At 57.1% G+C, this 23,211-nt stretch carries 20 protein-coding genes and 1 tRNA gene; 8 read left to right on the top strand and 13 right to left on the bottom strand.

Annotated elements, in window-relative coordinates:
- Window positions 1-28: 28 nt before the first annotated feature.
- From OVA03_RS13025 to OVA03_RS13005, 5 genes are all read right to left on the bottom strand, one after another.
- Window positions 29-1,450 carry a serine hydrolase domain-containing protein gene (locus OVA03_RS13025; protein ID WP_267525280.1) on the bottom strand — a complete coding sequence of 474 codons (1,422 nt, stop codon included), beginning with the start codon at window positions 1,448-1,450 and terminating at the stop codon, window positions 29-31.
- 83 nt (window positions 1,451-1,533) lie between these two features.
- Window positions 1,534-3,141, bottom strand: a complete 1,608-nt coding sequence (gene pgi, locus OVA03_RS13020) for a glucose-6-phosphate isomerase (RefSeq protein WP_267525278.1) — start codon at window positions 3,139-3,141, stop codon at window positions 1,534-1,536.
- Window positions 3,138-4,154 (bottom strand): glycosyltransferase family 2 protein, encoded by a 1,017-nt coding sequence (locus OVA03_RS13015; RefSeq protein ID WP_267525275.1) that lies wholly within the window; start codon window positions 4,152-4,154, stop codon window positions 3,138-3,140. Before OVA03_RS13015 ends, pgi begins: the two co-directional genes overlap by 4 nt.
- Window positions 4,151-5,314: a tRNA epoxyqueuosine(34) reductase QueG gene (queG, locus tag OVA03_RS13010; protein WP_267525273.1), complete on the bottom strand. Its 1,164-nt coding sequence runs from the start codon at window positions 5,312-5,314 to the stop codon at window positions 4,151-4,153. Before queG ends, OVA03_RS13015 begins: the two co-directional genes overlap by 4 nt.
- Before the next feature lie 23 nt (window positions 5,315-5,337).
- The gene (locus tag OVA03_RS13005) at window positions 5,338-6,030 is read right to left on the bottom strand and encodes a glutathione S-transferase family protein (RefSeq protein WP_267525271.1); all 693 of its coding nucleotides are present in this window, start codon (window positions 6,028-6,030) and stop codon (window positions 5,338-5,340) included.
- 472 nt (window positions 6,031-6,502) lie between these two features.
- Between OVA03_RS13005 and OVA03_RS13000 the strand changes: the two genes are divergently transcribed.
- Window positions 6,503-7,693 (top strand): citrate/2-methylcitrate synthase, encoded by a 1,191-nt coding sequence (locus OVA03_RS13000; RefSeq protein WP_267525269.1) that lies wholly within the window; start codon window positions 6,503-6,505, stop codon window positions 7,691-7,693.
- Window positions 7,694-7,813: 120 nt separating this feature from the next.
- Window positions 7,814-8,620 carry an undecaprenyl-diphosphate phosphatase gene (locus OVA03_RS12995; protein WP_267525267.1) on the top strand — a complete coding sequence of 269 codons (807 nt, stop codon included), beginning with the start codon at window positions 7,814-7,816 and terminating at the stop codon, window positions 8,618-8,620.
- A gap of 53 nt (window positions 8,621-8,673) precedes the next feature.
- On the opposite strand, the gene OVA03_RS12990 is transcribed toward OVA03_RS12995, so the two are convergent.
- On the bottom strand, window positions 8,674-9,630 hold the full coding sequence (locus tag OVA03_RS12990; RefSeq protein WP_267525265.1) for a complex I NDUFA9 subunit family protein: 957 nt from the start codon (window positions 9,628-9,630) through the stop codon (window positions 8,674-8,676).
- Window positions 9,631-9,831: 201 nt separating this feature from the next.
- On the opposite strand from OVA03_RS12990, the gene OVA03_RS12985 reads away from it, so the two are divergent.
- Window positions 9,832-9,918 (top strand) — tRNA-Leu (locus OVA03_RS12985).
- A gap of 130 nt (window positions 9,919-10,048) precedes the next feature.
- On the opposite strand, the gene OVA03_RS12980 is transcribed toward OVA03_RS12985, so the two are convergent.
- The 3 genes from OVA03_RS12980 to OVA03_RS12970 are packed head-to-tail and all read right to left on the bottom strand — an operon-like array spanning window position 10,049 to window position 11,883.
- The gene (locus OVA03_RS12980; protein ID WP_267525263.1) at window positions 10,049-10,396 is read right to left on the bottom strand and encodes a carboxymuconolactone decarboxylase family protein; all 348 of its coding nucleotides are present in this window, start codon (window positions 10,394-10,396) and stop codon (window positions 10,049-10,051) included.
- Complete coding sequence (locus OVA03_RS12975; protein ID WP_267525261.1) at window positions 10,393-10,596, bottom strand: YgaP family membrane protein; 204 nt, start codon at window positions 10,594-10,596, stop codon at window positions 10,393-10,395. Before OVA03_RS12975 ends, OVA03_RS12980 begins: the two co-directional genes overlap by 4 nt.
- Before the next feature lie 12 nt (window positions 10,597-10,608).
- Entirely contained in the window at window positions 10,609-11,883 is a 1,275-nt protein-coding gene (locus OVA03_RS12970) for an NAD(P)/FAD-dependent oxidoreductase (protein WP_267525259.1), read from the bottom strand.
- 135 nt (window positions 11,884-12,018) lie between these two features.
- Here OVA03_RS12970 and OVA03_RS12965 point away from each other — a divergent pair, with 135 nt between their 5' ends.
- From OVA03_RS12965 to OVA03_RS12950, 4 genes are read left to right on the top strand one after another with little or no spacing between them, the layout of a single operon-like run.
- The gene (locus tag OVA03_RS12965) at window positions 12,019-12,357 is read left to right on the top strand and encodes a rhodanese-like domain-containing protein (RefSeq protein WP_267525257.1); all 339 of its coding nucleotides are present in this window, start codon (window positions 12,019-12,021) and stop codon (window positions 12,355-12,357) included.
- A gap of 20 nt (window positions 12,358-12,377) precedes the next feature.
- Window positions 12,378-13,364, top strand: coding sequence for an efflux RND transporter periplasmic adaptor subunit (locus tag OVA03_RS12960; protein ID WP_267525255.1), 987 nt, complete (start codon window positions 12,378-12,380; stop codon window positions 13,362-13,364).
- Complete coding sequence (locus tag OVA03_RS12955; RefSeq protein ID WP_267525253.1) at window positions 13,361-16,594, top strand: efflux RND transporter permease subunit; 3,234 nt, start codon at window positions 13,361-13,363, stop codon at window positions 16,592-16,594. The genes OVA03_RS12960 and OVA03_RS12955 overlap by 4 nt, the downstream gene beginning before the upstream one ends.
- Window positions 16,595-16,596: 2 nt before the next feature.
- Window positions 16,597-16,905: an ArsR/SmtB family transcription factor gene (locus OVA03_RS12950; protein WP_267525251.1), complete on the top strand. Its 309-nt coding sequence runs from the start codon at window positions 16,597-16,599 to the stop codon at window positions 16,903-16,905.
- Window positions 16,906-16,966: 61 nt separating this feature from the next.
- Here OVA03_RS12950 and cysN read toward each other — a convergent pair whose 3' ends face one another.
- The 3 genes from cysN to cysQ form a co-directional block, all read right to left on the bottom strand.
- On the bottom strand, window positions 16,967-18,889 hold the full coding sequence (gene cysN, locus OVA03_RS12945; protein WP_267525249.1) for a sulfate adenylyltransferase subunit CysN: 1,923 nt from the start codon (window positions 18,887-18,889) through the stop codon (window positions 16,967-16,969).
- 74 nt (window positions 18,890-18,963) lie between these two features.
- Window positions 18,964-19,884, bottom strand: coding sequence for a sulfate adenylyltransferase subunit CysD (cysD, locus tag OVA03_RS12940; protein WP_267525247.1), 921 nt, complete (start codon window positions 19,882-19,884; stop codon window positions 18,964-18,966).
- Window positions 19,885-19,887: 3 nt separating this feature from the next.
- Window positions 19,888-20,715: a 3'(2'),5'-bisphosphate nucleotidase CysQ gene (gene cysQ, locus OVA03_RS12935; RefSeq protein ID WP_267525246.1), complete on the bottom strand. Its 828-nt coding sequence runs from the start codon at window positions 20,713-20,715 to the stop codon at window positions 19,888-19,890.
- Window positions 20,716-20,869: 154 nt separating this feature from the next.
- Between cysQ and OVA03_RS12930 the strand changes: the two genes are divergently transcribed.
- On the top strand, window positions 20,870-21,631 hold the full coding sequence (locus OVA03_RS12930; protein ID WP_267525243.1) for a DUF4197 domain-containing protein: 762 nt from the start codon (window positions 20,870-20,872) through the stop codon (window positions 21,629-21,631).
- Between the two features lie 11 nt (window positions 21,632-21,642).
- On the opposite strand, the gene OVA03_RS12925 is transcribed toward OVA03_RS12930, so the two are convergent.
- Complete coding sequence (locus tag OVA03_RS12925; RefSeq protein WP_267525242.1) at window positions 21,643-23,127, bottom strand: methyl-accepting chemotaxis protein; 1,485 nt, start codon at window positions 23,125-23,127, stop codon at window positions 21,643-21,645.
- Window positions 23,128-23,211 lie beyond the last annotated feature (84 nt).

Genomic DNA, 23,211 nt, shown 5'->3' with positions numbered 1-23,211 from the left:
GCGGGGATCAAGTGGTGGATAAGCCTGATTAGGGTAAGACAGCGGCGCGCGCACCCATAAGGGCGGTCGCGACAGCTTTCTGAGTTTCGGGGTCGGCATCATTGCCCGCGCTGGCGCAGACCACACCGGCTTTCGGATCAACCATCACTTCGCCGTACCAGACGGTGTTGGAACCATTGTGCCACAGGCTACCGTCTTTGCGCACCACCCAACCCATAGCGTAGTCACGACCGAACGGCGGCGTATGCAGGGTTTGCCAGGATGCGGCTTTTAGGAACGCTTCCGGCTGGTCGCGGTGGGCGGACAAATAGGTGAGCATATCCGCCAGCGACATATGCACCCGACCGGCAGGCCCCAACGCCACCGGATTGTCATTGGCAATCTTTGGCCCGACCTGTGCTGGTTTGCGCGCTTTGCCAGAGACCGCATGGCCGAGCGGTTGATCGATCATACCGGCCCGTCCCGGCGCCCCAAAACCGGCGGATGACAGGCCCAGCGGATCAAAAACATGGGCCTTGATCAGAGTTTCCCACGACTGGCCGGTTATGTTTTCGAGCATAGCGCCCGCGACGATATAGCCGTTATTAGAATAAACCATTTTCTCAGCCAGAGCGCCCGCCGGTTTCTGTTTCAGCGCCGTTAGGGCATAGCGCTGGCGTTCCTCACGCGCGTCCGGCAGGGGGTCACGCGAATAGCCCAGCAGATGGAACATATCGATATTGGGTTGCAATCCCGCCCGGTGGCTGAGCAGGTGGCGGAACGTGGCATCGGCATAGGCGGGGTCAATGTCTTTTGGGAAAACTGATGCGACGCGGGTATCCCAAGTCACCTTTCCGGCTTCAACCAGACGCGCCACAAGGGTTGCGGTCATCGATTTGGTGATCGAGCCCCAATGCCACTGATCCGTCGGCTGAACCGCGATTTCATCTTCCGCCGAGCGCGCGCCATTGACGATGATGAGCGGGGTTTTACCTTTGATTTGCGCCGCCGCCCCCAAGGCTGGCGAACCCGCCTCAGCGCGCAGGGTTTGCAGCAAGGTTAAGGTCAGCGGCTCCACAATAACCGGCGCGGTCTCGGCAAAGGCCTCACCGCGTTTGAGGATCAGCGGAATGGGCGCCCCTTGCGTAAACGTGCCGGTCAGGGTGTCCTTATCGGTCAGTTCGCCCTCAAAGCGGGCATTGATCGACTTAAAACCCAGATCGGCCTTTTTGCCGTCAAGGTGCACCGAACTGGCCGGGATTTCGGCATTGCCCTGATCAAGGCTTACGACTTTCGCCGTCCTGGCATCAGTTATGACAAACCTCAGCCGCAGCGACGTGGCCCCAATATTCAGCGGCCCCGACCATGTGCCGATCAGGTCGGAGTCTGCCGCCTTGGACCCGCTGGAGCATCCAATCAAGCCCGCAGAGGCCAGCAGTGACTTAAGGTGTAAACGGCGCGATATTGACATGAAAGCCCCCTGATATGTGACCAGAAGGATCGGGCAACCCACCACCACAATCAAGTGAATTTCATGTCATGTCCGTAACCGTATCAGCCCTTAACGCGCTTGATCAACGCGGTCGTCGAAGCATCGTGGGCGGCGATGGCATCACCGGTGATGTCTTTCAACACCGAAGTCGCCAGCGTCTTACCCAGTTCAACGCCCCATTGATCAAAGCTGTTCAGCCCCATGACAATCCCTTCGGCAAATGTCTTATGTTCATAAAGCGCTAATAGCGCCCCAAGGGTTTCGGGGGTCAGTTCATTCAGCAACACCGTCGTTGACGGCTTATTGCCGGGGCAGACCTTTTGCGGGGCGATGATCTTGGTCTGCGCTTCATCAAGGCCCATCGCCTTGCACTCAGCCTCGGCGGTGGCGTAGGACTTACCGACCATAAAGGCTTCACCCTGCGCGATGACGTTCGACAGCAGTTTTTGCTGCATATCCACCGACGCCTCAGAATTATGCTGAACCGCAATCAGTTCCAGCGGCACGACGTCTTCCGACTGGTGCAGCATCTGGAAGAAGGCGTGCTGGGCATTGGTGCCTTCATCGCCAAACACCACCGGACAGGTGGCCGAACTTAAGGTCTCACCGGTCGGCGAGGTGCGCTTGCCGTTTGATTCCATTTCAAGCTGTTGCAGGAATGCCGCCAGACGGCGCAGACGATGGACATAAGGGATCACGGCGCGCGCCGGACGATCCAGACCGATGCGGTTGAAGATTTGCGCGGCTGCCAGCAATACCGGCGCGTTCTTATTCATCGGGGCGTGATAAAAATGCTGATCCATCTCATAGGCGCCCTTAAGCAGACGCTCATAGACATCAAAGCCGAGCGCGATGATAACGCTTAAGGAGACCGCCGACCACAGCGAATAGCGCCCGCCGACCCAGTCCTTGAAGCCAAACACGCGATCAGGCGCAATGCCAAAAGCGCCGGTCTTATCGGGCGCGGCCGATACAGCGGCCATGTGGGCCTTGGCCTTATCCTCACCCAGATGTTTGATCAGCCAGTCACGGGCCGCCAGAAAATTGGCCAGAGTTTCCTGCGTCGTGAAGGTCTTGGACACGGCGATAACCAGCGTCTCTTCCGCATTTAATCCGGCCAGCGCCAGAGCCAGTTCTGAGCCATCGACATTGGCGACAAAGCGGATATCGATCTGCGGGTTGAGAGCCGCCAAACCTTGGTAAAGCAGACGCGGCCCCAGATCCGACCCGCCAATCCCGATATGGACGATGGTTTTGAATTTTGTGCCGGTCGCACCGGTGATCGTACCGGAACGGATCGCCCCGGCATAGGCCTGCATCGCCTTGCGGGCAGACGCGACATCTTCGGTGATCTCAGGGCCACGCAGGCCCAGATTGTTGGCGTCGGAATCGCGCAGAGCCACATGCAAAACAGCACGGTTTTCGGATACGTTGATGGCCTGCCCCGACCACATGCGCTCCTGCGCGCCCTTGAGGTTGGCGGTTTCAAACAGTTTCAGCGCCGACTTAAACCCGGCATCGGACCAGCTTTGTTTGGAGACATCGACATAAAGCCCCGCGACCTCAAGACTCATGGTGCCAAGGCGGGCCGGATCAGCCGCAAAATGATCGACAATCGCAACCTTGGCATCCGCCTTGGCCTGGGACTTCAACGCATCAAACGCATTCATTGTCTCATCTCCTTCACATCAATACCGCGAATATCTACACCACGTCGGGTAATCTTACGGGGGTTCCATGTCAAAAGTTTTAGCAGGCGTAAAGACTTTAAGCGCCGCGCCCGCTGAATCTCACGACGTTTGCGCCGGATATGACCGAGGTTGGTCATAGCTTCCCAGACCGCGCGCACAGCAATCACACCTTTGCCCGACAGCGCATCCTTGATCATCACTGCGATAGTCATCAGCACATGCGGAATCAGGGTCAGAATCATCACCGGCCACGGCGTATTTTTCAGATACATCCATAGCCGGTTGCGATAGCCATAGCGCAGCGCGAAATCGGAGCGCGCCCCCAGAGTGGCTGAGCCGATATGATCGACCCTGGCCTGCGGGATCAGCAGGCATCTTTCGCCCAGCAGACGCGCGCGGTAGCCCAGATCGGCATCTTCGCAATAGATGTAAAAATCCTCATCAAAGCCCTTAAGTCGTTCAAACAGATCGCGCCGGATCATCATCGCGGCTCCGCACGCCGAAAAGACTTCACCGACCGGTAAAGACTGCGGCATATCGTGGCCGTAGCCCATGCGGTAATTAAATCCAAACGCCATCATGCCATCGCCCGCACCATCCAGCTTACCGGCATGATTGGCGCTCAGTTGCAGGGCGCTGAACATGGCGACATCAGGGTGATCGCTGGCCGCCCTCTGCAAGGTCTGCAACAGGTCGTCATGAGCAAAGGCATCCGGATTGATCAGCACCAACCACGGCGCATGGGCCATTTTGGCTGCGCGGTTATTGGCAACGGCAAAGCCCAGATTATCCTCAAACTGTTCAAACCGGATAGTGGGATAGCGGTCCCGCCACGCGTCCAGTTCAAAATCGGCCGAGGCATTATCAGCCACGATGATCTCAAAAGCATCACGCGGCAGGGTCTGAGCCTGCAACGCCTCAAGGCAACGGGGTAAGTAGGCCGAGCTGTTATAACTGACAGCTATGAGGGAAAATTTGAGACCGTCCGTCATAGGCCGTCCCATTCCGCCCGCACATCGGGATCGGCCTCGAACATATGCTGCGCCCGCAGAGCTGAGAACGCATCCTTCGCCATGACCTGCTTAAGCGCCCACACCGCAGAGGCCCGCACCACAGCCTGATCGCGCTTCAGATTATCTTTCAGCACCAAGATCATCTCGTCGTTTTCAGTTTCCGCCAACGCATTTCCCCCGAATGCGTTTCCTATGGCGTAGTGGACATTCCTTAAGAAAGACGCCAGTCCAATGCGCTTGATCGGTGATTTGGCAAACAGAGCCCGAAAGGCTACGTCATCCAGTCGCGCCAGATCGGTCAGGCGTAATTGATCAAACCCGTCACGCTGGGCGAGCTTTATTTCCTGCGTTGTTTGCGCAAACTTATTCCACGGGCAGGCCGCCAGACAGTCATCGCAGCCATAGATGCGGTTGCCCATCTGGTGGCGGAAAACCTCCGGCCACGCGCCCTTATATTCGATAGTAAGATAGGACAGACATTTGCGGGCATCCAGTTGGTACGGCCCGATAAAAGCCTCGGTCGGGCAGGCCTCAAGACAGGCCTGACACGACCCGCAATGATCCGGCTCATAGGCGTCACTGTCCAGCACATGGTCGGTCAGGATCACCCCTAAAAACAGCCATGACCCAAACTGGCGCGACACCAGATTGGTGTGCTTGCCCTGCCAGCCCAAGCCCGACAGATGGGCCAGCGGTTTTTCCATCAACGGCGCCGTATCGACAAATACCTTAAGCTGGCAGTCAAAATTCTGCGCAATAAAGCCCCCCAGCGCTTTAAGTTTCTTTTTGATCAGGTCGTGATAGTCATCGCCGCGGGCATAGACGCTGATATTGGCAGTATGTGGATGTCGCAGTTGTTCCAAAGGGTCGGTGTCGGGACCATAGTTAAACCCCAGCACAATCGCGCTTTTAGCCTCCGGCCACATGGCCGTGGGGTGGGCGCGGCGATCAAGTGTGTCTTCCATCCACTGCATCTGGCCGTGCAGACCCGCTTCAACAAAGGCCTTCAATCGCTCAGATGCCGACCATGACGATGGAATATCTAGGAACCTGAGATCAGCAAACCCAAGCGCCAGAGCCTCTGCCCTGACCGCAGCCTTAAACGCTTCTGGTGGCAGCTTTTTGGGTTTCGCCTTCATGGGATCATTGGGCGCACGCCGGCCTAAAAATCAAGTTCTTTATAATGGGCGGCCGCTGTCACCCCCGGCAGGATATCATTCAGCAAAGGCCGGAAACAGGGGCGCGATTTGATAACCATGTACCAGGTCTTAAGGTGCGGGTATTTCTGCCAGTTCATCTCATCGAAATAATCAATTACACTCAGATGCGCGGCGCAGACAAAATCGGCATAGGACATCGACCGTCCGGCCAGCCAGTTACGCGTCTCCAGCAAGCTCTCAAAATAGCTTAAGTGATCGCGCAGAGATTCACGCCCGGCGCGCAGATTGTTAATGTCCGGCGCACCATGCCCCATCAACCGCTTTTCCATTTTTTCATAGAGCAGCAGGGCATTGACCTCATAGTCGAACTTGCGCTCAAACCAGCCGACCAGACGGCGTGCCTCGGCTCGCTCCTGCATCGGCACCGGCCACAAGCGCGGCGACAGCGGCAGTTCTTCGAGGTGCTCTAAGATGGCGCGGTTCTCACACACTACCACGGTTTGGCCGTCTTCGTAATTCTCAACCAGTACCGGCAAAAGCCCTGACGGATTGAGCTTTAACAACTCATCGGTTGGCGACCAGTATTTGACGGCGATTTCAGTGACATCAAGTTTCTTCTCGCCCAGCGCCATGCGCACCACGCGCGAAGCCGGGTCAAAGGCAAAATGATAAAACTGCCGTTCAATGGCACTCATAAACTTAACCGTGATTGAAAAGCCGCGCGCGCGGCGACGCAAGCCAAGAGGACGAGTAAAACCATATTGCGCACGGTCACGGCAAGCCTTTTACCGCAGGATGCGCAAATTAGGCGTGAAAAGCTTTGAAATCATTCCAACACCCACCATGCTTATGATTTTCTTACATTTATTAGTTTCAAAACACTGTGATCGCCCGCGCAGACAACCGCCACATTATCGTCTTATTCCCTAAGCAGATAGTATGCGTCTCACGCTCACGCCCGGCTAAAAACTTAAGCGGGACAAGGGATGGACGGTTTTTAAGCTTAAGCTACGGCTAAAGCGATTTACGCACATCTTTATCGAAATCCATCTTGACTCACACCCGAATCAATAATGGATTTTTTATATGAAATGTGTCTAATTACCGCAAGTCGTCAATCTTGATTATCGCATTGTCAGTTCGCGTTCGCATACACAGGGAAAACATATGACACGTCAATGGATTAGCCGCGCCGAGGCGCTGGAGCGTCTGGATGTTAAGCCCCAAACCCTCTACGCCTACGTCAGCCGTCAGCGGATCGCGGCCAAAAGTGACCCTGATCACCCGCGCAAAAGCCTCTATTCCCTCGACGATGTTGAGCGCCTGTCCGGCCGCAGCGACCACACCCATGCAACGCCTGCGTCCCGTCCCGCCCCCAATATCATAAGTTCAGGCAATCCGGCGCGGGGCGAAGCCTCCATCGATTCCGAGATTTCGATTACCTTTCAGGGCCGCCACTATTATCGCGGCCAGGACAGCCTTGTCCTCGCTGAGACTGAAAACTTCGAGCCCGTAGCGACGCTGCTGTGGCAGAGCGATAATTCCAACCTGTTCGGCCCCTTGAAACCACGCCCCGATGTCAACTTCCCCGGCGGCCCGCGCGCACGGGTCATGGCCATGCTCAGCCGCCGCCTCGAAGAAGAGGCGATGCAGGAAATTTTGCCGGAGCGCGACCTTGAGTTAGAGGCGGCAGGCCTGCTCAACGAACTGATCGATTCGGTGACCAACGGTGGTCCGCGTCTGTTTTTCCATCAACGCCTTGCGCGCGGCTGGAAGGTCAATGACCCGCGCGATATCGACCTGATCCGGCGCATTCTGATTCTGTCGGCTGACACCGAACTGGACGAGGCAACCCTGGCCGTGCGCGTCAGTGCCGCCACCCAAGGCCCGCTGGCCAATTCGATCATGGCCGGTTTCGCCACCCTGATGGGACCAAAGCTCGGCGGTCGCATTTCCCGCGCCGAAGCCTATGTCACTCAGGTGCGCCGCCACGGCAATCCGGAACTGGTCGCCAAGACCTACCTTAATCAGGGTCTGGAGCTCCCCGGCTTTGAGGCTGGCACAGCATCATCCGAAAAGCAGCGCGCCGAAAGCCTGATGGCTGCCGCCCCCCACATGGGTAATGACCTCAAGACCATCCTTCAGGTCGGCGAAGACCTGACCGGACGCCCGGCCGGGTTCTCGCTGGCGGTTGCCTTGCTGGGTCGCCATCTCGATCTGCCCAAGGAAGCGCCGTTCACCCTTTACGGCTTAGGTCGCAGTGCGGGCTGGCTGGCGCACGCCATAGAGCAGATCGCTTCAAAATCCGCCCCCAAGGCCCGTCTGCGTTATATCGGCAAACACCCCTTAAACCCCTGAAAAACGTAATATAAACATTTCAGCGCGCGGCTTAACCCTCTTGTCATACCCGCACAGTAGATTAGGGTCGTTCAGACGTATGTGTTTGTGAGCCACTAGGCTGCGTTCCAAGAGGGTTTTATGGATTATCTGATCGCGTTGCTGCTGGGCTTTGTCGAAGGCCTGACAGAATATATCCCTGTGTCCTCTACAGGCCACCTACTGCTGCTCAGCCATTTCCTGAATTTCAGCACGACGGGTAAGACGTTTGAAGTGCTGATCCAGTTGGGGGCCGTACTGGCCTTGCTCAGCCTCTATTTCAACCGACTGTGGAACGTCGTCACCACCCTGCCCTCCAACCCGCAGTCACGCGGCTTTGTCATCAGCATACTGGTCGCCTTTCTGCCGGCGCTGGTGCTGGGGGTCCTACTGCATGACTTTATTAAGGGCGTGCTGTTTGAATCGCCGCAGACCATTTGCTACGCCCTGATAATCGGCGGCATATTATTATGGCTGGTTGACCGGTTCGCACCCACACCGACCCATAGCGACGCCATGCGGTTGGATGTTAAAACCGCGCTGGCCATTGGTCTGTTTCAGTGCCTGGCCATGATCCCCGGCATGTCGCGCTCAGGCTCGACCCTGATCGGGGCCATGCTGATGAAGGTCGAGAAGAAGGCCGCCGCCGAATTTTCGTTCTTTCTGGCCATGCCGACTATGGCCGGTGCTTTTGCCTACGACATCTATAAAACCTATGATCAGATGGATTTCAGCGATGTAGGGCTGATCGCCACCGGCTTTATTGCCGCCTTTGTAACGGCCCTGTTTGTGGTGCGCGCGGTGCTCGATTTCGTTAGCAAGCATGGCTACGGTGTCTTCGCCCTGTGGCGGCTGGCGGTCGGCATCACCGGACTGATCCTGCTGCACTACGGCGTGGTGTTCAGATAATAAAAAAGCCCGCTGATGTCTCAGCGGGCTTTTTAAATCAGGCTTCAGCAATCTTAGCTGACGGCTACGGCAAACTGGCCGTTCTTGCGGAAGCGCCACAGATAGCCCGGCACCACCGATTCCACGGCGGTCGGCGCTATGCCCAGAGCCTTAAGACCTGCCGCCTGCGCGCCCACAACATTATCCTTTTGCAGCAACAGCACCTGATCGGTCGTCACCAGCGGCGGCAGACCAAAGGCCGCCATCAGATCGCCACCGATCCCGATGGCACTGGCCACAAAGAACGGCATGTAAATCAGCGGCTTGGGCGCCATAACTTCCTGACCGACATATTTAACGACGTCATTGAAGCTGTAGACCTTGGGGCCACCCAGTTCATAGGTTTTGCCAAAATGCGCATCGGACGACATGATCGTCGCAAAGGCCTGGGCCACATCACCGATGTAGACCGGCTGGAACTTCGTCTTGCCGCCACCGATTGACGGCATGAACGGGAACATCTTGGTCTGATTGGCCAGCGAGGTGAAAAAGCCGTCTTGCGGGCCGAAGATCACGCTGGGCCGCACGATGGTAGCCGTCGGAATGGCCTTAAGCACGGCCGCCTCGGCCTGCCCTTTTGAGGCGGCATATTTCGACGAAGACTTTGCATCGGCACCAATCGCCGACATTTGCACAAAGCGCTTGATACCCAGATGAGCGGCCTTTTCGGCAATCGTCGCTGAAGCTTGACGATGCAGAGCATCAAACGTCTGCGCGCCGGTCTGATAAAGAATACCGACCAGATTGATTACGGCCGTAGCCCCCTCCAGCGCCCGATCTATATCGGCCTCTTTGCGCACATCGCAGCGCACAACCTGAATCTGGCCCACGTCACCGGCCGGCTTAAGGTCATAGGCCACGGTCGGTTTACGCACCGCCACACGGATGCGCCAGCCCTGCTTGGCCAGAGCCCGCACCACCTGCTTGCCCACAAAGCCCGAACCACCGAAGATCGTGACCAATTCCGCCATAGGAAACCCCTGGATAATCGCTACACTCCCCCAATTAGCGTAAGGTTTTCGCTTACGCAACGCCTGATGAAAGCCCCCCGTCAAAACATGCACAAATTGTTTTGGATATTCGTCACATAAGCCATTGACGCCACAAAAGTTTGTCGTTAAACGTCCGCCTCCTCAGCCGATAAGGCCTGAGGCCGCACCTAATGATAAAGTGCCCAGGTGGCGGAATTGGTAGACGCGCTGGCTTCAGGTGCCAGTGGCTTAACGGTCGTGGAGGTTCGAGTCCTCTCCTGGGCACCAATCAGCTTAATGTTGAAGATTTTCCATTAAGATACAACGATCTAAAACAATCCCCCTTCATTGCAGTCAACTACTGTAGCCCCAAATAATGAAATCTAACGATTCCGGCAATTTTGAGCGGGGGCGGTCATTATTGCGAGTCTGAAAACTGCTCGAACGCCAGAACGGCGTCGGCGGCGTACATGAGCGACGGGCCGCCGCCCATATAGATGGCCATACCCAGGGTCTCTTCGATCTCAGCCTTGGTAGCCCCCAGACGCACGAGCGCTTCGGTATGAAACCCGATGCAGCCGTCGCAACGGGTGGCAACGCCAATCGCCAGGGCAATCAGTTCCTTGGTCTTTTTGTCCAGAGCGCCATCGGCCGTGGCCGCCTTGGCCAGGGCCGAAAAGCCCGCCATAGTCTCAGGGATATCCTTACGCAGCGTCTTCAGGTTAGCCGAGAGACGCGCGGTAATGTCTGGGTAGGATTTGCTCATTTGAAAGCCGCCCCTGACTTGGCACCCAGGGCCTTGAATATCATCGCCGCAGGGCAAAACCGGGTGAAACTGGCCTGGATGAGGTTAGCCCCCACAAAAACGGTCAGCCACATCCAGGCCGGGTTTACATAGTGACTTAAGGCCACACTGATGAGCACAACAAGGCCGGCGAAGGCCATAACCATACGATCAATCGTCATTTTCTATCTCCATTACTTGATTTTGTGCGCGCCGATCAGATCGAGCGCGAGTTTTTCGTAGAACGGTTCGGACTTTCCGGACTTAACCTTGCCGATGAAGTATTTTTCAAAGCCCACCTTGGCGAGATGTACCCACTTGCCCGAGGCCGACCAGTTGATGTTGCGCGGTGGAATCTGCGGCTGGGCAAAGAAGGCCACGCCGCCATCACCAAAGTCGGCCAGACAGATAGCGTTCCAGGTCGCTTCATGGGTTGGGGCTTTACCCGCCAGAATCTCTTTAAAATTACGCGCAATGGCCGTGACCATCGACTCAATCATAAAGCCGGTCTTAGGCACACCAACGGGCACGGGCGTTTTGCCTGTCGGCGCAATCGCCACACAGACCCCAAGCGCAAAAATATTGGGATAGGCCGGGTTGCGCTGGTGCTTATCGATCAGGATAAAGCCACGCGGATTGGTCAGGCCTTCATGACCCCTGACCGCTTCGACGCCCCGGAACGCCGGCAGCAGCATAGAATAACCAAACGGTAATTCATGGCGCGCCTTGGTCGAGCCGTCGTCATTGACTTCCTCAATGTGCATCAGGCCCGCGGTGACCTTTTCGACCTTGGCATTGGTGATCCATTTGATATGGCGCTGACGCATTTCGCTCTCCAGCAACCCCTTGGTATCGCCGACACCATCAAGCCCCAGATGCCCGACATAGGGCTCCGGCGTCACAAAGGTCATCGGCACGCGGTCACGCACCTTACGTCGCCGCAGTTCGGTATCGAGTATCAAGGCGAATTCATAGGCCGGACCAAAGCATGATGCCCCCTGCACGGCGCCGACCACGATAGGTTTGGGGTCGCGAACAAACGCTTCAAAGGCGTCGGAAGCCCCAAGGGCATGATCGACGTGACAGACTGACTGGGTATAGTGTTGCGGGCCAAACCCCTCGATTTCATCAAACGCCAGTTCCGGCCCGGTCGCGATGACCAGATAGTCGTACGATAGATCAAAGTCGCTGTTCAGGGTGATTTTGTTGTCCTTTGGCGCTATCGATTTGGCGCCCATCGGATAGAAGGCGACGCCCTTGCGTTTAAACACCGGCTTCAAATCGACCTCGATGGCCTCGCGGGTGCGCCACTTCACCGCCACCCACGGGTTCGACGGTACAAAGTGGAAGGTGTCGCCCTTATTGACGACGCTGACATCGGCTTTGTCGCCGACAGCCGCCTTAATTTCGAAGGCGGCAATAGTTCCGCCTAATCCTGCACCCAAAATCACAATATGCGGCTTCGACATCGCAGTTTCTCCTGACCCCGGCACCACCCCTCCCTGTGAGGTATTCATTTTAAATAGTGCGGCGGGCTTGCCTTTAATTGCATATTATCTTAAATACGAAATTATATAATTTCAACCCCTCATTTGGAGACCGTCATGTTCGGACTGTTCAAATCTCAAAACCCGATTGTTAATCTGACACCCCTTGACGTGTCGGAGGGCCTGAAAAAGGGCGAAATAACCCTGATAGATGTGCGCGAGCCTTCAGAATTTGCAGCCGAACACATCAAAGGCGCGATCAACATCCCCCTGTCCCGCCTTAAGACCGAAACCCTGCCCGAGGCGAAAGGCCGCACCCTTGTTATGCAATGTCTGGCCGGTGGCCGCTCCGCTCAGGGGGTCATTTCCTGCCGCGACCTTGGCCTTGGGGTCGACCATCACATGCAGGGCGGCCTAAATGACTGGAAGGCCGCCGGCCTGCCGACGACCCGCTGAGACACATAAAGGAAACTGCCATGTCCCGCGCCCGCGCCTTTGTTTTCGCTGTGTCGCTTGCATCACTTACGGTCTTGTCAGCCTGCTCAGGCGGGCACGAGGATCAACCCAAAGCGGCCCCGCAGACCGTTTCTGGTGAAACCCTGACCGTCCGCACCGCACCGATCGACGACATCAAACGCGTAGGTGCCACCCTGACGACACGGGACATGGGCGAGGCGGTGGCGCGCATCTCAGGCGTCCTCGTCACCCTGAACGTGCGCGAAGGCGATACCGTTAGCAAGGGTCAGGTCATTGGCACCATTCAGGATCAACGCCTGAACTTTGAAGCCAGCGCCTATGCAGCCACCGCGGCGCAAGCCGAAGCCGACTACAATCGCGTAAAGACGCTGTATGAAAAAGGCATTTACGCCAAGGCGCGGATGGAACAGGCCGAAACGGCCTTACGGTCAGCGCGCGCCCAACGGGCCGCGGCCGGAGACCTTGCCTCTCAAGGCCTTATTCGCGCCCCGACTTCCGGTAAGGTCATTCGCGCCGATGTACCGGCCGGGGCCGCCGTCATGGCGGGCACCTCAATTGCCACCATCACCGCCGGTCCTCGCGTGGTCAGGTTGCAACTACCTGAGCAACAGGCCCGCAGTCTGGTGCTTGGCCAAAGCGTTCGGCTTGAGGCCAACGGCCTTAACGCCAACGGTACAGTCAGCCAGATCTATCCCGCCATCGATAATGGTCAGGTCATCGCCGATATCACCCCTCAAGGGCTGGACAGCGTGCTTTTGGGTGAGCGCGTGGTGACGGCGATAAGCCTCGGCCAGCGCACAGGCATCAAGGTGCCCCTAAGCTATGTCACCACGCGTTATGGCCTTGATTATGTGCGTCTGGTGGCCGCCAACAAAAGCGTTAGCGATATACCCGTCCAGACCGCCCCCCTTGATGGCCAAAGCGTGGAAATCCTGAGCGGCCTCAGAGACGGCGACACCCTGGCCCCTTACGGAGTTTCAAAATGAACGACGTAAAACCCGAGGTTAATCTGGGCCTGTCCGGACGGCTGACAAAAGCTGCGCTGCATTCTCCCCTTACCCCTCTGGCGCTGCTGGTGGCGATTTTCGTGGGCGTGATGGCGGTCATGTCCATCCCGCGCGAAGAAGAACCGCAGATATCCGTACCCATGGTCGATATCATCGTTCAGGCGGCAGGTTTGAAAGCCAATGACGCCAAGGAACTGATTGCCAAGCCGCTCGAAACCATCGTCAAAAGCGTCAATGACGTCGATCACGTCTACAGCTTCATCGAAGACGATAGCATCATGGTGACCGCCCGGTTCAAGGTCGGCACCGATCCCGATACAGCCGCGGTCAGAATTCACGAAAAGGTGCGCGCCAACTACGATCGCCTGCCCAAGGGCATACCCGAACCCCTGATTTCAACACGCGGCATCAACGATGTGCCGGGCATGGTGATCACGCTCTCGCCCAAACCCTCACTGGGGACACGCATCGACGATGTGGCCCTCTATAACCTGGCACTCAAGCTGAAGAGCGAGGTGGCCAAGGTCGACAATGTCGGTCTGACCTTCATCACGGGTGGCCGACCGGACGAAATCCGTATCGAGCCCGACCCTTCGCGCATGAGCCTGCACGGGGTCAGCCTTCAGGCTTTGTCTGCGGCCATACAGTCGGCTAACCAAACCCTGCCCGCAGGCTCCGTGCGCGACGGTGGGCAGTCACTCGACGTCCACGCCGGCAGGTCTTTGAATTCCACAACTGAAATAGGTCAGATCAGCGTCACCTCGGTCACAGGTCAGACGGTCTTCGTGCGCGATGTGGCCACGGTGCTTCAGGCCCCGCGCGAAACTCAGGCCCGCGTCATGCGCTATCAGATGACAAAGGATGGCCTGAGCGCAGCGCCCGCTGTGTCTCTGGCCGTGGCCAAGCGTCAGGGGGCCAACGCCGTGGAGGTGTCGCACGCCATACATGCGCGCCTCGACGCCCTTCAGGGGACGCTGATACCCGACAGCGTTCAGGTGTCGATCACCCGCGACTACGGTGAAACCGCCAACGAAAAAGCCAATGAACTGCTGTTTCACTTGGGCCTCGCGACCGTATCGATCGTCATTCTGATCGGCTTTACCATCGGCTGGCGCGAGGCCGGGGTGACAGCGGTCGTCATTCCGACCACCATTCTGTTGACGATGTTCGCCTCAAACCTGATGGGCTTCACCATCAACCGTGTCAGCCTGTTTGCCCTGATCTTTTCCATCGGCATTCTGGTCGATGATGCCATTGTCATGATCGAAAATATAGCGCGGCATTGGGGTATGGGGGACGGTCGTACCCGCGTACAGGCGACGATCGAAGCCGTGGCAGAGGTCGGCAATCCAACCATCGTCGCGACCCTAACCGTCGTGGCAGCCCTTCTGCCGATGCTGTTTGTCTCTGGCATGATGGGCCCCTATATGGCGCCGATTCCGGTCAATGCCTCAGCCGCCATGGTATTTTCCTTCTTTGTCGCGGTTATTTTGGCCCCGTGGCTGATGATCCGCTTTGCCCGTAAAACCCACGCACAGGAGCATCACGACCATGAGGGCTTTATCGGCGCCGTGTATCGCCGGGTCGCGTCAAAGGTTATCGCGACCCGCAAAAGCGCCTGGACCTTCCTGATCGCCGTCGGCATCGCCACCCTCGTGTCCATGAGCCTGTTCGGCTTTAAGGTCGTCACCGTCAAACTGCTGCCCTTTGACAATAAATCCGAACTTCAGGTTATCGCCGACCTGCCCGAAGGCACGTCACTTGAAATGACCGAGCGCGTTCTGGCCGAAGCGGCGCGTATTACATCGGGCCTGAAAGAGGTTGAAGCGATTGATGCCTATGCCGGCACGGCCACGCCGTTCAACTTCAACGGTCTAGTGCGTCACTATTATCTGCGTGCGCGACCTGAACAGGGGGATTTGAACGTCCTGCTGGCCCCCAAACACGAGCGTTCACGCGCCAGCCATGCCATTGCCCTCGACCTGCGCGAACGGCTGAAAGCCCTTAAACTCCCGGCGGGCGGAGTCCTCAAGGTGGTCGAAGCCCCACCCGGCCCGCCGGTCATGGCGACCCTGCTGGCCGAGGTTTACGGCCCTGACGCGGTCACCCGTCGCGCCGTCGCCGAGAAGCTGAAAGGTATTTTCCATAGCATCGATTTCATCGTCGATGTTGATGACAGCTACGGCCTGCCGCGCCCCGGTCTTAGTCTGGTGCCGGATCGCACGCGACTGGAAAGCCTGAAAATATCGGAAGCTGAACTCTACGCCTCGGTAAACACGTTGATGAATGGTCAGGTGCTGGGCTATGCCCATCAGGCCAGCCGTTCCGGCGAAGGTCGCGAACCGCTGGATATCGCACTGCGCCTGCCACAAAATGCCCGTTATTTGAACGAAACCCTGAAAGCCATGCCGGTGGCTACGTCGGGCGGACGACTGGTGGCCCTGAATGAGGTGGCAAGCTTTGAAACGACCCAAGGCTCAACCGCCTATTACCGCCGCGATGGCCGCGATGCCGACATGATCATGGCTGAACTGGCCGGGCGCTACGAGGCCCCGATTTACGGTCTGGGTGCAGTCAATGACGCCATTGACGCCGCAGACTGGGGCCGCCTGCCCAAGCCGGTCGTTCGCCTGAACGGTCAGCCCGAGGATGAAACCGTTCCGACCATACTATGGGACGGTGAATGGGAAATCACCTGGGTGACGTTCCGCGACATGGGGGCAGCGTTTGGTGTGGCCCTGCTGGGCATTTACATCCTTGTGGTGGCGCAGTTCAAAAACTTTCGCCTGCCGCTGGTCATTCTGACGCCGGTGCCTCTGACGCTGATCGGGATTGTTATTGGGCACATCTTGTTTGGCGCACCATTCTCAGCCACCTCGATGATCGGTTTCATAGCCCTGGCCGGTATCATCGTGCGCAACTCGATCCTGCTGGTCGATTTCATCCGTCATGCCGAATTCGATGCCAATGGCAGCAAGCGACCGTTGCGTGAGGTGCTGCTCGAAGCCGGGGCAACCCGCTTCAAACCGATCCTGCTGACCGCGCTTGCGGCCATAATCGGTGCCAGTGTCATCCTGTTCGATCCGATCTTTCAGGGGCTGGCGATCGCCTTACTGTTTGGCCTGCTATCCTCTACCCTTTTGACTGTGCTGGTTATCCCAGCCATATATGTTGTTTTTAAAGACGACACCGTAAAGCGAGTTCAGTAAGTATGGTAAGCGCTCAAGACATTGAAACCCTGAAACCAAATGTGCGGCGGGCGACGCGTATGCTTAAACTCCTCGCCAGCGAACATCGGCTGATGATCCTGTGCCGACTGTTCGAGGGCGAGGCCAGCGTCACAGACCTGGCCGATACCCTGGGACAGACCGTGTCCTCCACCTCGCAGCACCTGGCCAAGATGCGTGCCGAAGCACTGGTCGATACCCGCCGGGACGGCCAAACCATCTACTATTCCATCAGCGACCCCGCGGCGAAGCAGATGATCGACACCTTGTGCCAGCTATATAAACAGGGGTAAGGCTGATCTATATAAACCGCACATAGGGAGGCTGGCCGGTAGACCATAAGGCCTACACAGGCTATATGCTCCAGTCGCCATCATACATGCTTAACAGGTCCGACACGCGCAGGCGCTCGATGATCTGGCCTGCGGCTTCGGCGGCGGTCATGCGCTCGGTCTTGACGACAATCTCAGCATTTTCAGGCGCTTCATAGGGGCTGTCAAGGCCGGTGAAGTTCTTGATCTCGCCTTTAAGCGCCTTGGCATAGAGGCCCTTGGGGTCGCGGTTGATGCAGTCCTCAATGGGGGTGTCGATGAACACCTCAAAGAACTCACCGTCCTCAAACAGGTCGCGCACCATTTGCCGGTCAGACGCAAACGGCGAAATGAATGAACACAACACGACCGTGCCCGCATCGACAAACAGCTTGGCCACCTCACCGACGCGACGGATATTTTCCACCCGGTCAGCATCGGTAAAGCCGAGGTCTTTATTGAGGCCGTGACGGATATTGTCGCCGTCCAGCATCATGGTGCGAATGCCGCGGGCGTGCAGTTCCGACACCACCAGATTGGCGATGGTCGATTTGCCCGACCCGGACAGACCGGTCAGCCACAGGGCCGCCGATTTATGACCGTTCAGTTCCTGACGCGCCTGCTTACCGACCGTAAGATCCTGACGGTGGACGTGGGTGGCGCGGTTAAGCCCCTGAGTGATCATGCCCGCACCCGCCGTCGCATTGGTGAAGCGGTCGATCAGGATGAATGAGCCGTTATGGCGGTTCAGGTCATAGGCATCGAAAGCCGTCTGCGACGACAGGCGCACATGGCACAGGCCAATCTCATTGAGATCAAGCTTATGCGCACCTTCGTGTTCCAGGGTGTTGATATTGATCTTATGCTCGATACGGGTGACACGCGCCGGAATATAGTTATGGCCGAGCTTGATCAGATAGGGCCGGTCAACCTGCAAGGCTTCGTCGGTCATCCACAGGATATGGGCGGCAAAGCTGTCGGAGACTTCGGGGCGGCTTTGCGGGTGGGCAAAGGTGTCGCCGCGCGCCACATCGATTTCGTCATTGAGCACCAGCGTCACCGCCGCACCGGCGCGGGCCTCGCTCAGGTCACCATCGGCGGTGACGATGCGTTTCAGCACCGAGGATTTACCTGAACCGGCGACCACCAATTCATCACCGGGCTTGATCACGCCCGAATGGATAGTGCCGGAAAAGCCGCGGAAATCGAGGTTCGGGCGATTGACCCACTGCACGCCCATGCGGAAGGGTTTCTGGGCGTCAACGCTTTCGACATCAACGGCTTCGAGATGCTCCAACAGGCATGGCCCGTCATACCAGGGCATGAGGCCTGAGCGGGTGATCATGTTCTCACCAAAGCGCGCCGACAGCGGAATGGCCTGAATGGAGGTAAAGCCAAGTTGGTCGGCAAATTCGCGGTAAGCCGTCAGGATTTCCTCAAACCGCGCCTGATCATAGTCAACCAGATCGATCTTATTGACCGCCACGACCACATGCTTGATGCCCAGCAGAGAGGCGATAAACGAATGGCGGCGGGTCTGCGGCAGCACGCCTTTGCGGGCGTCGATCAGGATAATGGCCAGATCCGCATTGGACGCGCCGGTGGCCATATTGCGGGTATATTGTTCATGGCCCGGCGTATCGGCCACGATGAACGAGCGTTTAGGCGTGCTGAAAAAACGGTAGGCGACATCGATGGTGATGCCCTGCTGACGCTCGGCCTCAAGGCCATCGACCAGCAGCGCGAAGTCGATATCTTCGCCGGTCGTGCCGTGTTTTTTGGAATCGCGCTCCAGCGACTGAAGCTGGTCGTCAAAGATCAGCTTGGTGTCGTACAGCAACCGCCCGATCAGGGTAGATTTGCCGTCATCGACGGAACCGCAGGTCAAAAAGCGCAGCAGGCTTTTCTCAAGCGTGGCCGTCTTAGGTGCGGCATCGGCGGTCAGGGTAGCGGTCTCAAGCGACATCTAAAATTCCATACATTCAGCTAAAGGTATCGAGCCAGACAAAAGTACCCGCAGGGCAACTTTTGTCTGAGGCCCTAAAAATACCCTTCTTTTTTCTTCTTTTCCATCGAGGCGGACTCGTCGGAGTCAATCAGACGCCCCTGACGCTCGGACGAGCGGCTTGAGCGCATTTCAGCTATGATGTCATCCAGCGTATCGGCCTCGGACTCCACAGCCGCACTGAGCGGATAGCAGCCCAGCGAGCGGAAGCGGATATTACGGATTTCGACATCTTCGCCGGGATTAAGCGGCATGCGCTCATCGTCACGCATGATCAGCATACCGCTGCGCTTGACCACCGGACGCGGCGCCGACAGGTACAGAGGCACAATCGGGATGTTCTCGGCGCGGGTATATTCCCAGATATCAAGCTCGGTCCAGTTGGAGAGCGGGAAGACGCGGATGGTCTCACCCTTATTGATGCGGGTATTATAGTGGTTCCACAGTTCCGGCCGTTGGTTGCGCGGGTCCCAGACGTGGCCGGCGGAGCGGAAGGAGAAAATCCGTTCCTTGGCGCGCGATTTTTCTTCGTCACGGCGGGCCCCCCCAAAGGCGGCATCGAAGCCGTAAAGATCGAGCGCTTTTTTAAGCGCTTCGGTCTTCATGATCTGGGTGTGCAGGGAGGAACCGGAATCGATCGGGTTGATGTTGCGTTCCACGCCTTCCGGGTTGGTGTAGACCAGAAGTTTCACGCCGTACTTATCCGCGATCATGTCGCGGTGGCGGATCATGTCAGCGAATTTCCAGCGCGTATCGACATGCAGCAGCGGGAAAGGCAGCTTGGACGGATAAAACGCCTTCATCGCCAGGTGCAGCATGACGCCGGAATCTTTACCGATCGAATAGAGCATGACCGGGTTCTCAAACGAGGCGGCGACTTCGCGCATGATCTCAATCGACTCGGCCTCTAACCGCTTTAAGTGGTCCGACAGGGGGTAGGTAATAATATTGCTCATGATTCAGTTCGGCACTTTGAAGGCGACGTCGCCTTGCGCGAAAAATTCAGGGTTAAAAAAGCGGGGCTTGGCATAGATGAGCGGCGCACCGTCACGCGATAAAACCTTACCACCCGCGGCCGTCAGAATGGCATCACCGGCCGCCGTGTCCCATTCCATCGTCGGCCCAAGGCGCGGATAAAGATCAGCCTGCCCTTCGGCCACCAGACAGAACTTCAGCGATGACCCGATGGCGACCCGTTCCGAGACACCGTAAAGATCAAGATAGGCTTCGGTTTCCGGCGAATTGTGCGACAGGGAACAGACTGCAGCCAAAGATTGTGGTGCGGCCCGAACCTTAAGCGGCGCGAAATCAGCCAGCGTCAGCCCGTCAAGGCGCTCAGCTTCGATCCGGTAGGCCAGACCCGACACCACATCACCGATATAGAGGGCTTTGCGCACAGGCGCATAGATGATGCCGTATTTTGGGCGCTGGTTTTGGATCAGGGCGATATTGACAGTGAAATCCGGACGGCGATTGATGAATTCCTTGGTGCCATCGAGCGGATCGACCAAAAAGAACGACCCCGTCTCGCCTTCGGGAGCATTATGGCTGTCGGTGTCCTCTTCGGACACCACCGGAATATGGCCAAAATCTTGGGCCAGCCCCTCAGCAATCACGGCATGGGAGGCCAGATCGGCCTGGGTCAGCGGGCTTTGGTCGCCCTTGATCTGGACATCGAACTCGCCCTCATAGATGCGCATGATCTCGGCCCCGGCGTCGATGGCCAGTTGGCCAAGCCTGAGCAGGTCAGTCTCACTTAAAATCGTGGTCGCAAGTTCAGTCGTCACAATCCGGTCTCGTTTTTACAAGGCGCACCTGTACCGCGCGCCCGATCAGGTGTCGCGTAAAAAGCATTTCTGGCTGCGTCAAAAAAGCGATATATCATTATCTGACAGCTAAGCTTTGCTAATCAGGCAATGAACAAAAGGCTAAGGGCGGATCATGGATAATTACAGACGCGAACTGCTTTTGGGTCTTATGGCGATGGGCCTGACGGCGGGAAGTGCTATAGCGCAAACTCAGGATGAACTGGAAAACGCGCTTAAAGCCGCCATCGGCAAGACCTCCAAAAAAACCTCATCGACGGGCCTGCCTGTAGGCGTCACCAAAGCCACCGCCGACAAAGGCATCCGTGAGGCCCTATCCCTTGGGGCGGTCGCCGCCGTCACCCGAGTCGGCCGCGATGATGGTTACTGGGGCGATGACCTGATCCGCATTCCCCTGCCCAAAACCATTGCCAAGGTTCAGAAGACCTTAAAACCGCTTGGCATGTCCGGCGCGCTCGATGAAGTGCATGAAAAGGTCAATCACGCCGCCGAAGTCGCCGCACCTGTCGCCAAGGATCTGTTTTTGGATGCGATTAAATCGATCACCCTGACCGATGTGGTTGGCATTGTCAGAGGCGGGCCGACCTCCGGCACGCAATATTTGCAGAAATCGACGACGCCCCGCCTGATTACCTTGTTCACGCCGCCGATGGGCGAGGCCCTGCAATCGACCGGGGCTGTGCAGTCATTAGACCATGCCATCGAGCGCAACGGCCTTGGGGCCTACATCAAGAAAGACCCCAAGACTTACCTGAGTGAATATGCCGTGGGTAAGGCGCTGGACGGGCTGTTCCACTATGTCGGTACCGAAGAACGCGCCATCCGCACCAATCCGGCCAGCCGCACGACGGATCTGCTGAAAGCGGTGTTTGGCTAAGTGTGGTGTGTTTAAGCCGCCAGAACCTCGACGTTCTTTTTCACCTGCTCTGACGCCAGAGTGACCTGACGGAAGCTGTGGTCGATGCGCACCAAGCTCTCTTCGATACGGTGAATGGCATCGACCGCCGACTGCATATTGCCGGAGATTTCGCCGGTGGCGGCATTTTGTTGCTCAATCGCCCCGGCGACGCTGGTGACACTTTCCATCACAATCGTCATGGCGCCTGAGATTTCACCCAGCGCGTTGACCACATCGGCTGTGACCGTCTGCATGCGGGTAATTTCTTCGGAAATGGTCTGGGTCGAGCGCGCCGCCTGATTGGCCAGCGACTTGACCTCGGACGCCACCACCGCAAAGCCACGACCGGCCTCCCCGGCGCGGGCGGACTCAATGGTGGCATTGAGCGCCAGCAGATTAATCTGACCGGCTATATCCTGAATGAGGGTGACAATGCCGGTCATGGCCGAGGCCGATTGATCAAGATTTAGCGCAAAGGCACTGGCGCTTTCGGCATGCTTGAAGATACCTTCGACATTGTCGCGGGTAACAACCATGCTGACGGAAATCTCACGCACGCTCTGGCTCAGTTCTTCGGTCGCGGCCGCTACCGAATTGATGATGCCGCTGGTGTCAGACGATGCCTCGGCGACATTGGACGCCATACCGGCGGCCTCGGTGATTTCGCCAATCACCCCGCCCAGATCGTCATTGATATCACGGCTCAAGGCATCATTACGCAGGCGACGCAACACGACCGGGGTGAGGTCAGTCGCGAATTTAACGACCTTTACGACCGCGCCGGTGTCATCGAAAATGGGGTTATAGGAGGCCTGAATATAGACTTCGCGCCCGCCCTTACCCAGACGCTTATATTCCGCCGCCTGAAACTGACCCGACGCCAGATCACGCCAGAAAGCCTTATAGTCTTCGGTCGCTATATAGGCAGGATCGCAGAACATATGGTGATGACGGCCCTGAATTTCGCTCAAATCATAACCCATGACTGTCAAAAAATTCTCATTGGCCGTCAGGATGTCGCCCGTCGGGGTAAACTCAATGACCGCCTGCGCTCGGTCAATGGCCTTGATCTTGCCCTGAAAATCATCATTGCGGGATTTAATCGCGGTGAGGTCGGTGGCGAATTTAATGACCTTGGTGACGCGTCCGGACTTGTCACGGATCGGATTATAGGTCGCCTGTATCCAGACGGCCTTGCCGCCCTTGCCGATACGTTTGAATTCATCGCTTTTGAATTGCCCCGACGCCAGATCGCGCCAAAATTGCGCATAGTCCGGACTGTTGATGTAATCGGGGGCACAAAACAGGCTGTGGTGCTTGCCTTCAATTTCCTTCAGATTGTAACCCAACAGGTCACAGAAATTGGCATTGGCGGTCAGAACATGACCTGCCGGGGTAAACTCAATGACCGCCTGCGACAGGCTAAGGGCATCCATAATGGAGCGATAATCGGCAGACTGGGCGGAAAAAAACATATTGCTTCCCTGGTATAATACGACCGTTGCTTTAAGCAACTTATGAAACCAAGATATCAAAGTGAACTTAATCAGCCATTAAAC

The sequence above is a fragment of the Asticcacaulis sp. SL142 genome (assembly GCF_026625745.1).
Classification (GTDB): Bacteria; Pseudomonadota; Alphaproteobacteria; order Caulobacterales; family Caulobacteraceae; genus Asticcacaulis.
The sequence above is the reverse complement of the archived record's forward strand: the minus strand, read 5'-3'. Positions and strand labels throughout refer to the sequence as shown.

Excerpts from the sequence above, each read along its gene's own strand:
- OVA03_RS13000 (WP_267525269.1), top strand. The coding sequence starts at position 6,503 with ATGACACGTCAATGGATTAGCCGCGCCGAGGCGCTGGAGCGTCTGGAT.
- OVA03_RS12965 (WP_267525257.1), top strand. The coding sequence starts at position 12,019 with ATGTTCGGACTGTTCAAATCTCAAAACCCGATTGTTAATCTGACACCC.
- cysN (WP_267525249.1), bottom strand. The coding sequence starts at position 18,889 with ATGTCGCTTGAGACCGCTACCCTGACCGCCGATGCCGCACCTAAGACG.
- OVA03_RS12950 (WP_267525251.1), top strand. The coding sequence starts at position 16,597 with ATGGTAAGCGCTCAAGACATTGAAACCCTGAAACCAAATGTGCGGCGG.
- OVA03_RS12960 (WP_267525255.1), top strand. The coding sequence starts at position 12,378 with ATGTCCCGCGCCCGCGCCTTTGTTTTCGCTGTGTCGCTTGCATCACTT.
- queG (WP_267525273.1), bottom strand. The coding sequence starts at position 5,314 with ATGAAGGCGAAACCCAAAAAGCTGCCACCAGAAGCGTTTAAGGCTGCG.
- OVA03_RS12995 (WP_267525267.1), top strand. The coding sequence starts at position 7,814 with ATGGATTATCTGATCGCGTTGCTGCTGGGCTTTGTCGAAGGCCTGACA.
- OVA03_RS13005 (WP_267525271.1), bottom strand. The coding sequence starts at position 6,030 with ATGAGTGCCATTGAACGGCAGTTTTATCATTTTGCCTTTGACCCGGCT.
- OVA03_RS12990 (WP_267525265.1), bottom strand. The coding sequence starts at position 9,630 with ATGGCGGAATTGGTCACGATCTTCGGTGGTTCGGGCTTTGTGGGCAAG.
- OVA03_RS12930 (WP_267525243.1), top strand. The coding sequence starts at position 20,870 with ATGGATAATTACAGACGCGAACTGCTTTTGGGTCTTATGGCGATGGGC.
- OVA03_RS12980 (WP_267525263.1), bottom strand. The coding sequence starts at position 10,396 with ATGAGCAAATCCTACCCAGACATTACCGCGCGTCTCTCGGCTAACCTG.
- OVA03_RS12975 (WP_267525261.1), bottom strand. The coding sequence starts at position 10,596 with ATGACGATTGATCGTATGGTTATGGCCTTCGCCGGCCTTGTTGTGCTC.
- OVA03_RS13015 (WP_267525275.1), bottom strand. The coding sequence starts at position 4,154 with ATGACGGACGGTCTCAAATTTTCCCTCATAGCTGTCAGTTATAACAGC.
- OVA03_RS12955 (WP_267525253.1), top strand. The coding sequence starts at position 13,361 with ATGAACGACGTAAAACCCGAGGTTAATCTGGGCCTGTCCGGACGGCTG.
- OVA03_RS12970 (WP_267525259.1), bottom strand. The coding sequence starts at position 11,883 with ATGTCGAAGCCGCATATTGTGATTTTGGGTGCAGGATTAGGCGGAACT.
- OVA03_RS13025 (WP_267525280.1), bottom strand. The coding sequence starts at position 1,450 with ATGTCAATATCGCGCCGTTTACACCTTAAGTCACTGCTGGCCTCTGCG.
- cysD (WP_267525247.1), bottom strand. The coding sequence starts at position 19,884 with ATGAGCAATATTATTACCTACCCCCTGTCGGACCACTTAAAGCGGTTA.
- pgi (WP_267525278.1), bottom strand. The coding sequence starts at position 3,141 with ATGAATGCGTTTGATGCGTTGAAGTCCCAGGCCAAGGCGGATGCCAAG.
- OVA03_RS12925 (WP_267525242.1), bottom strand. The coding sequence starts at position 23,127 with ATGTTTTTTTCCGCCCAGTCTGCCGATTATCGCTCCATTATGGATGCC.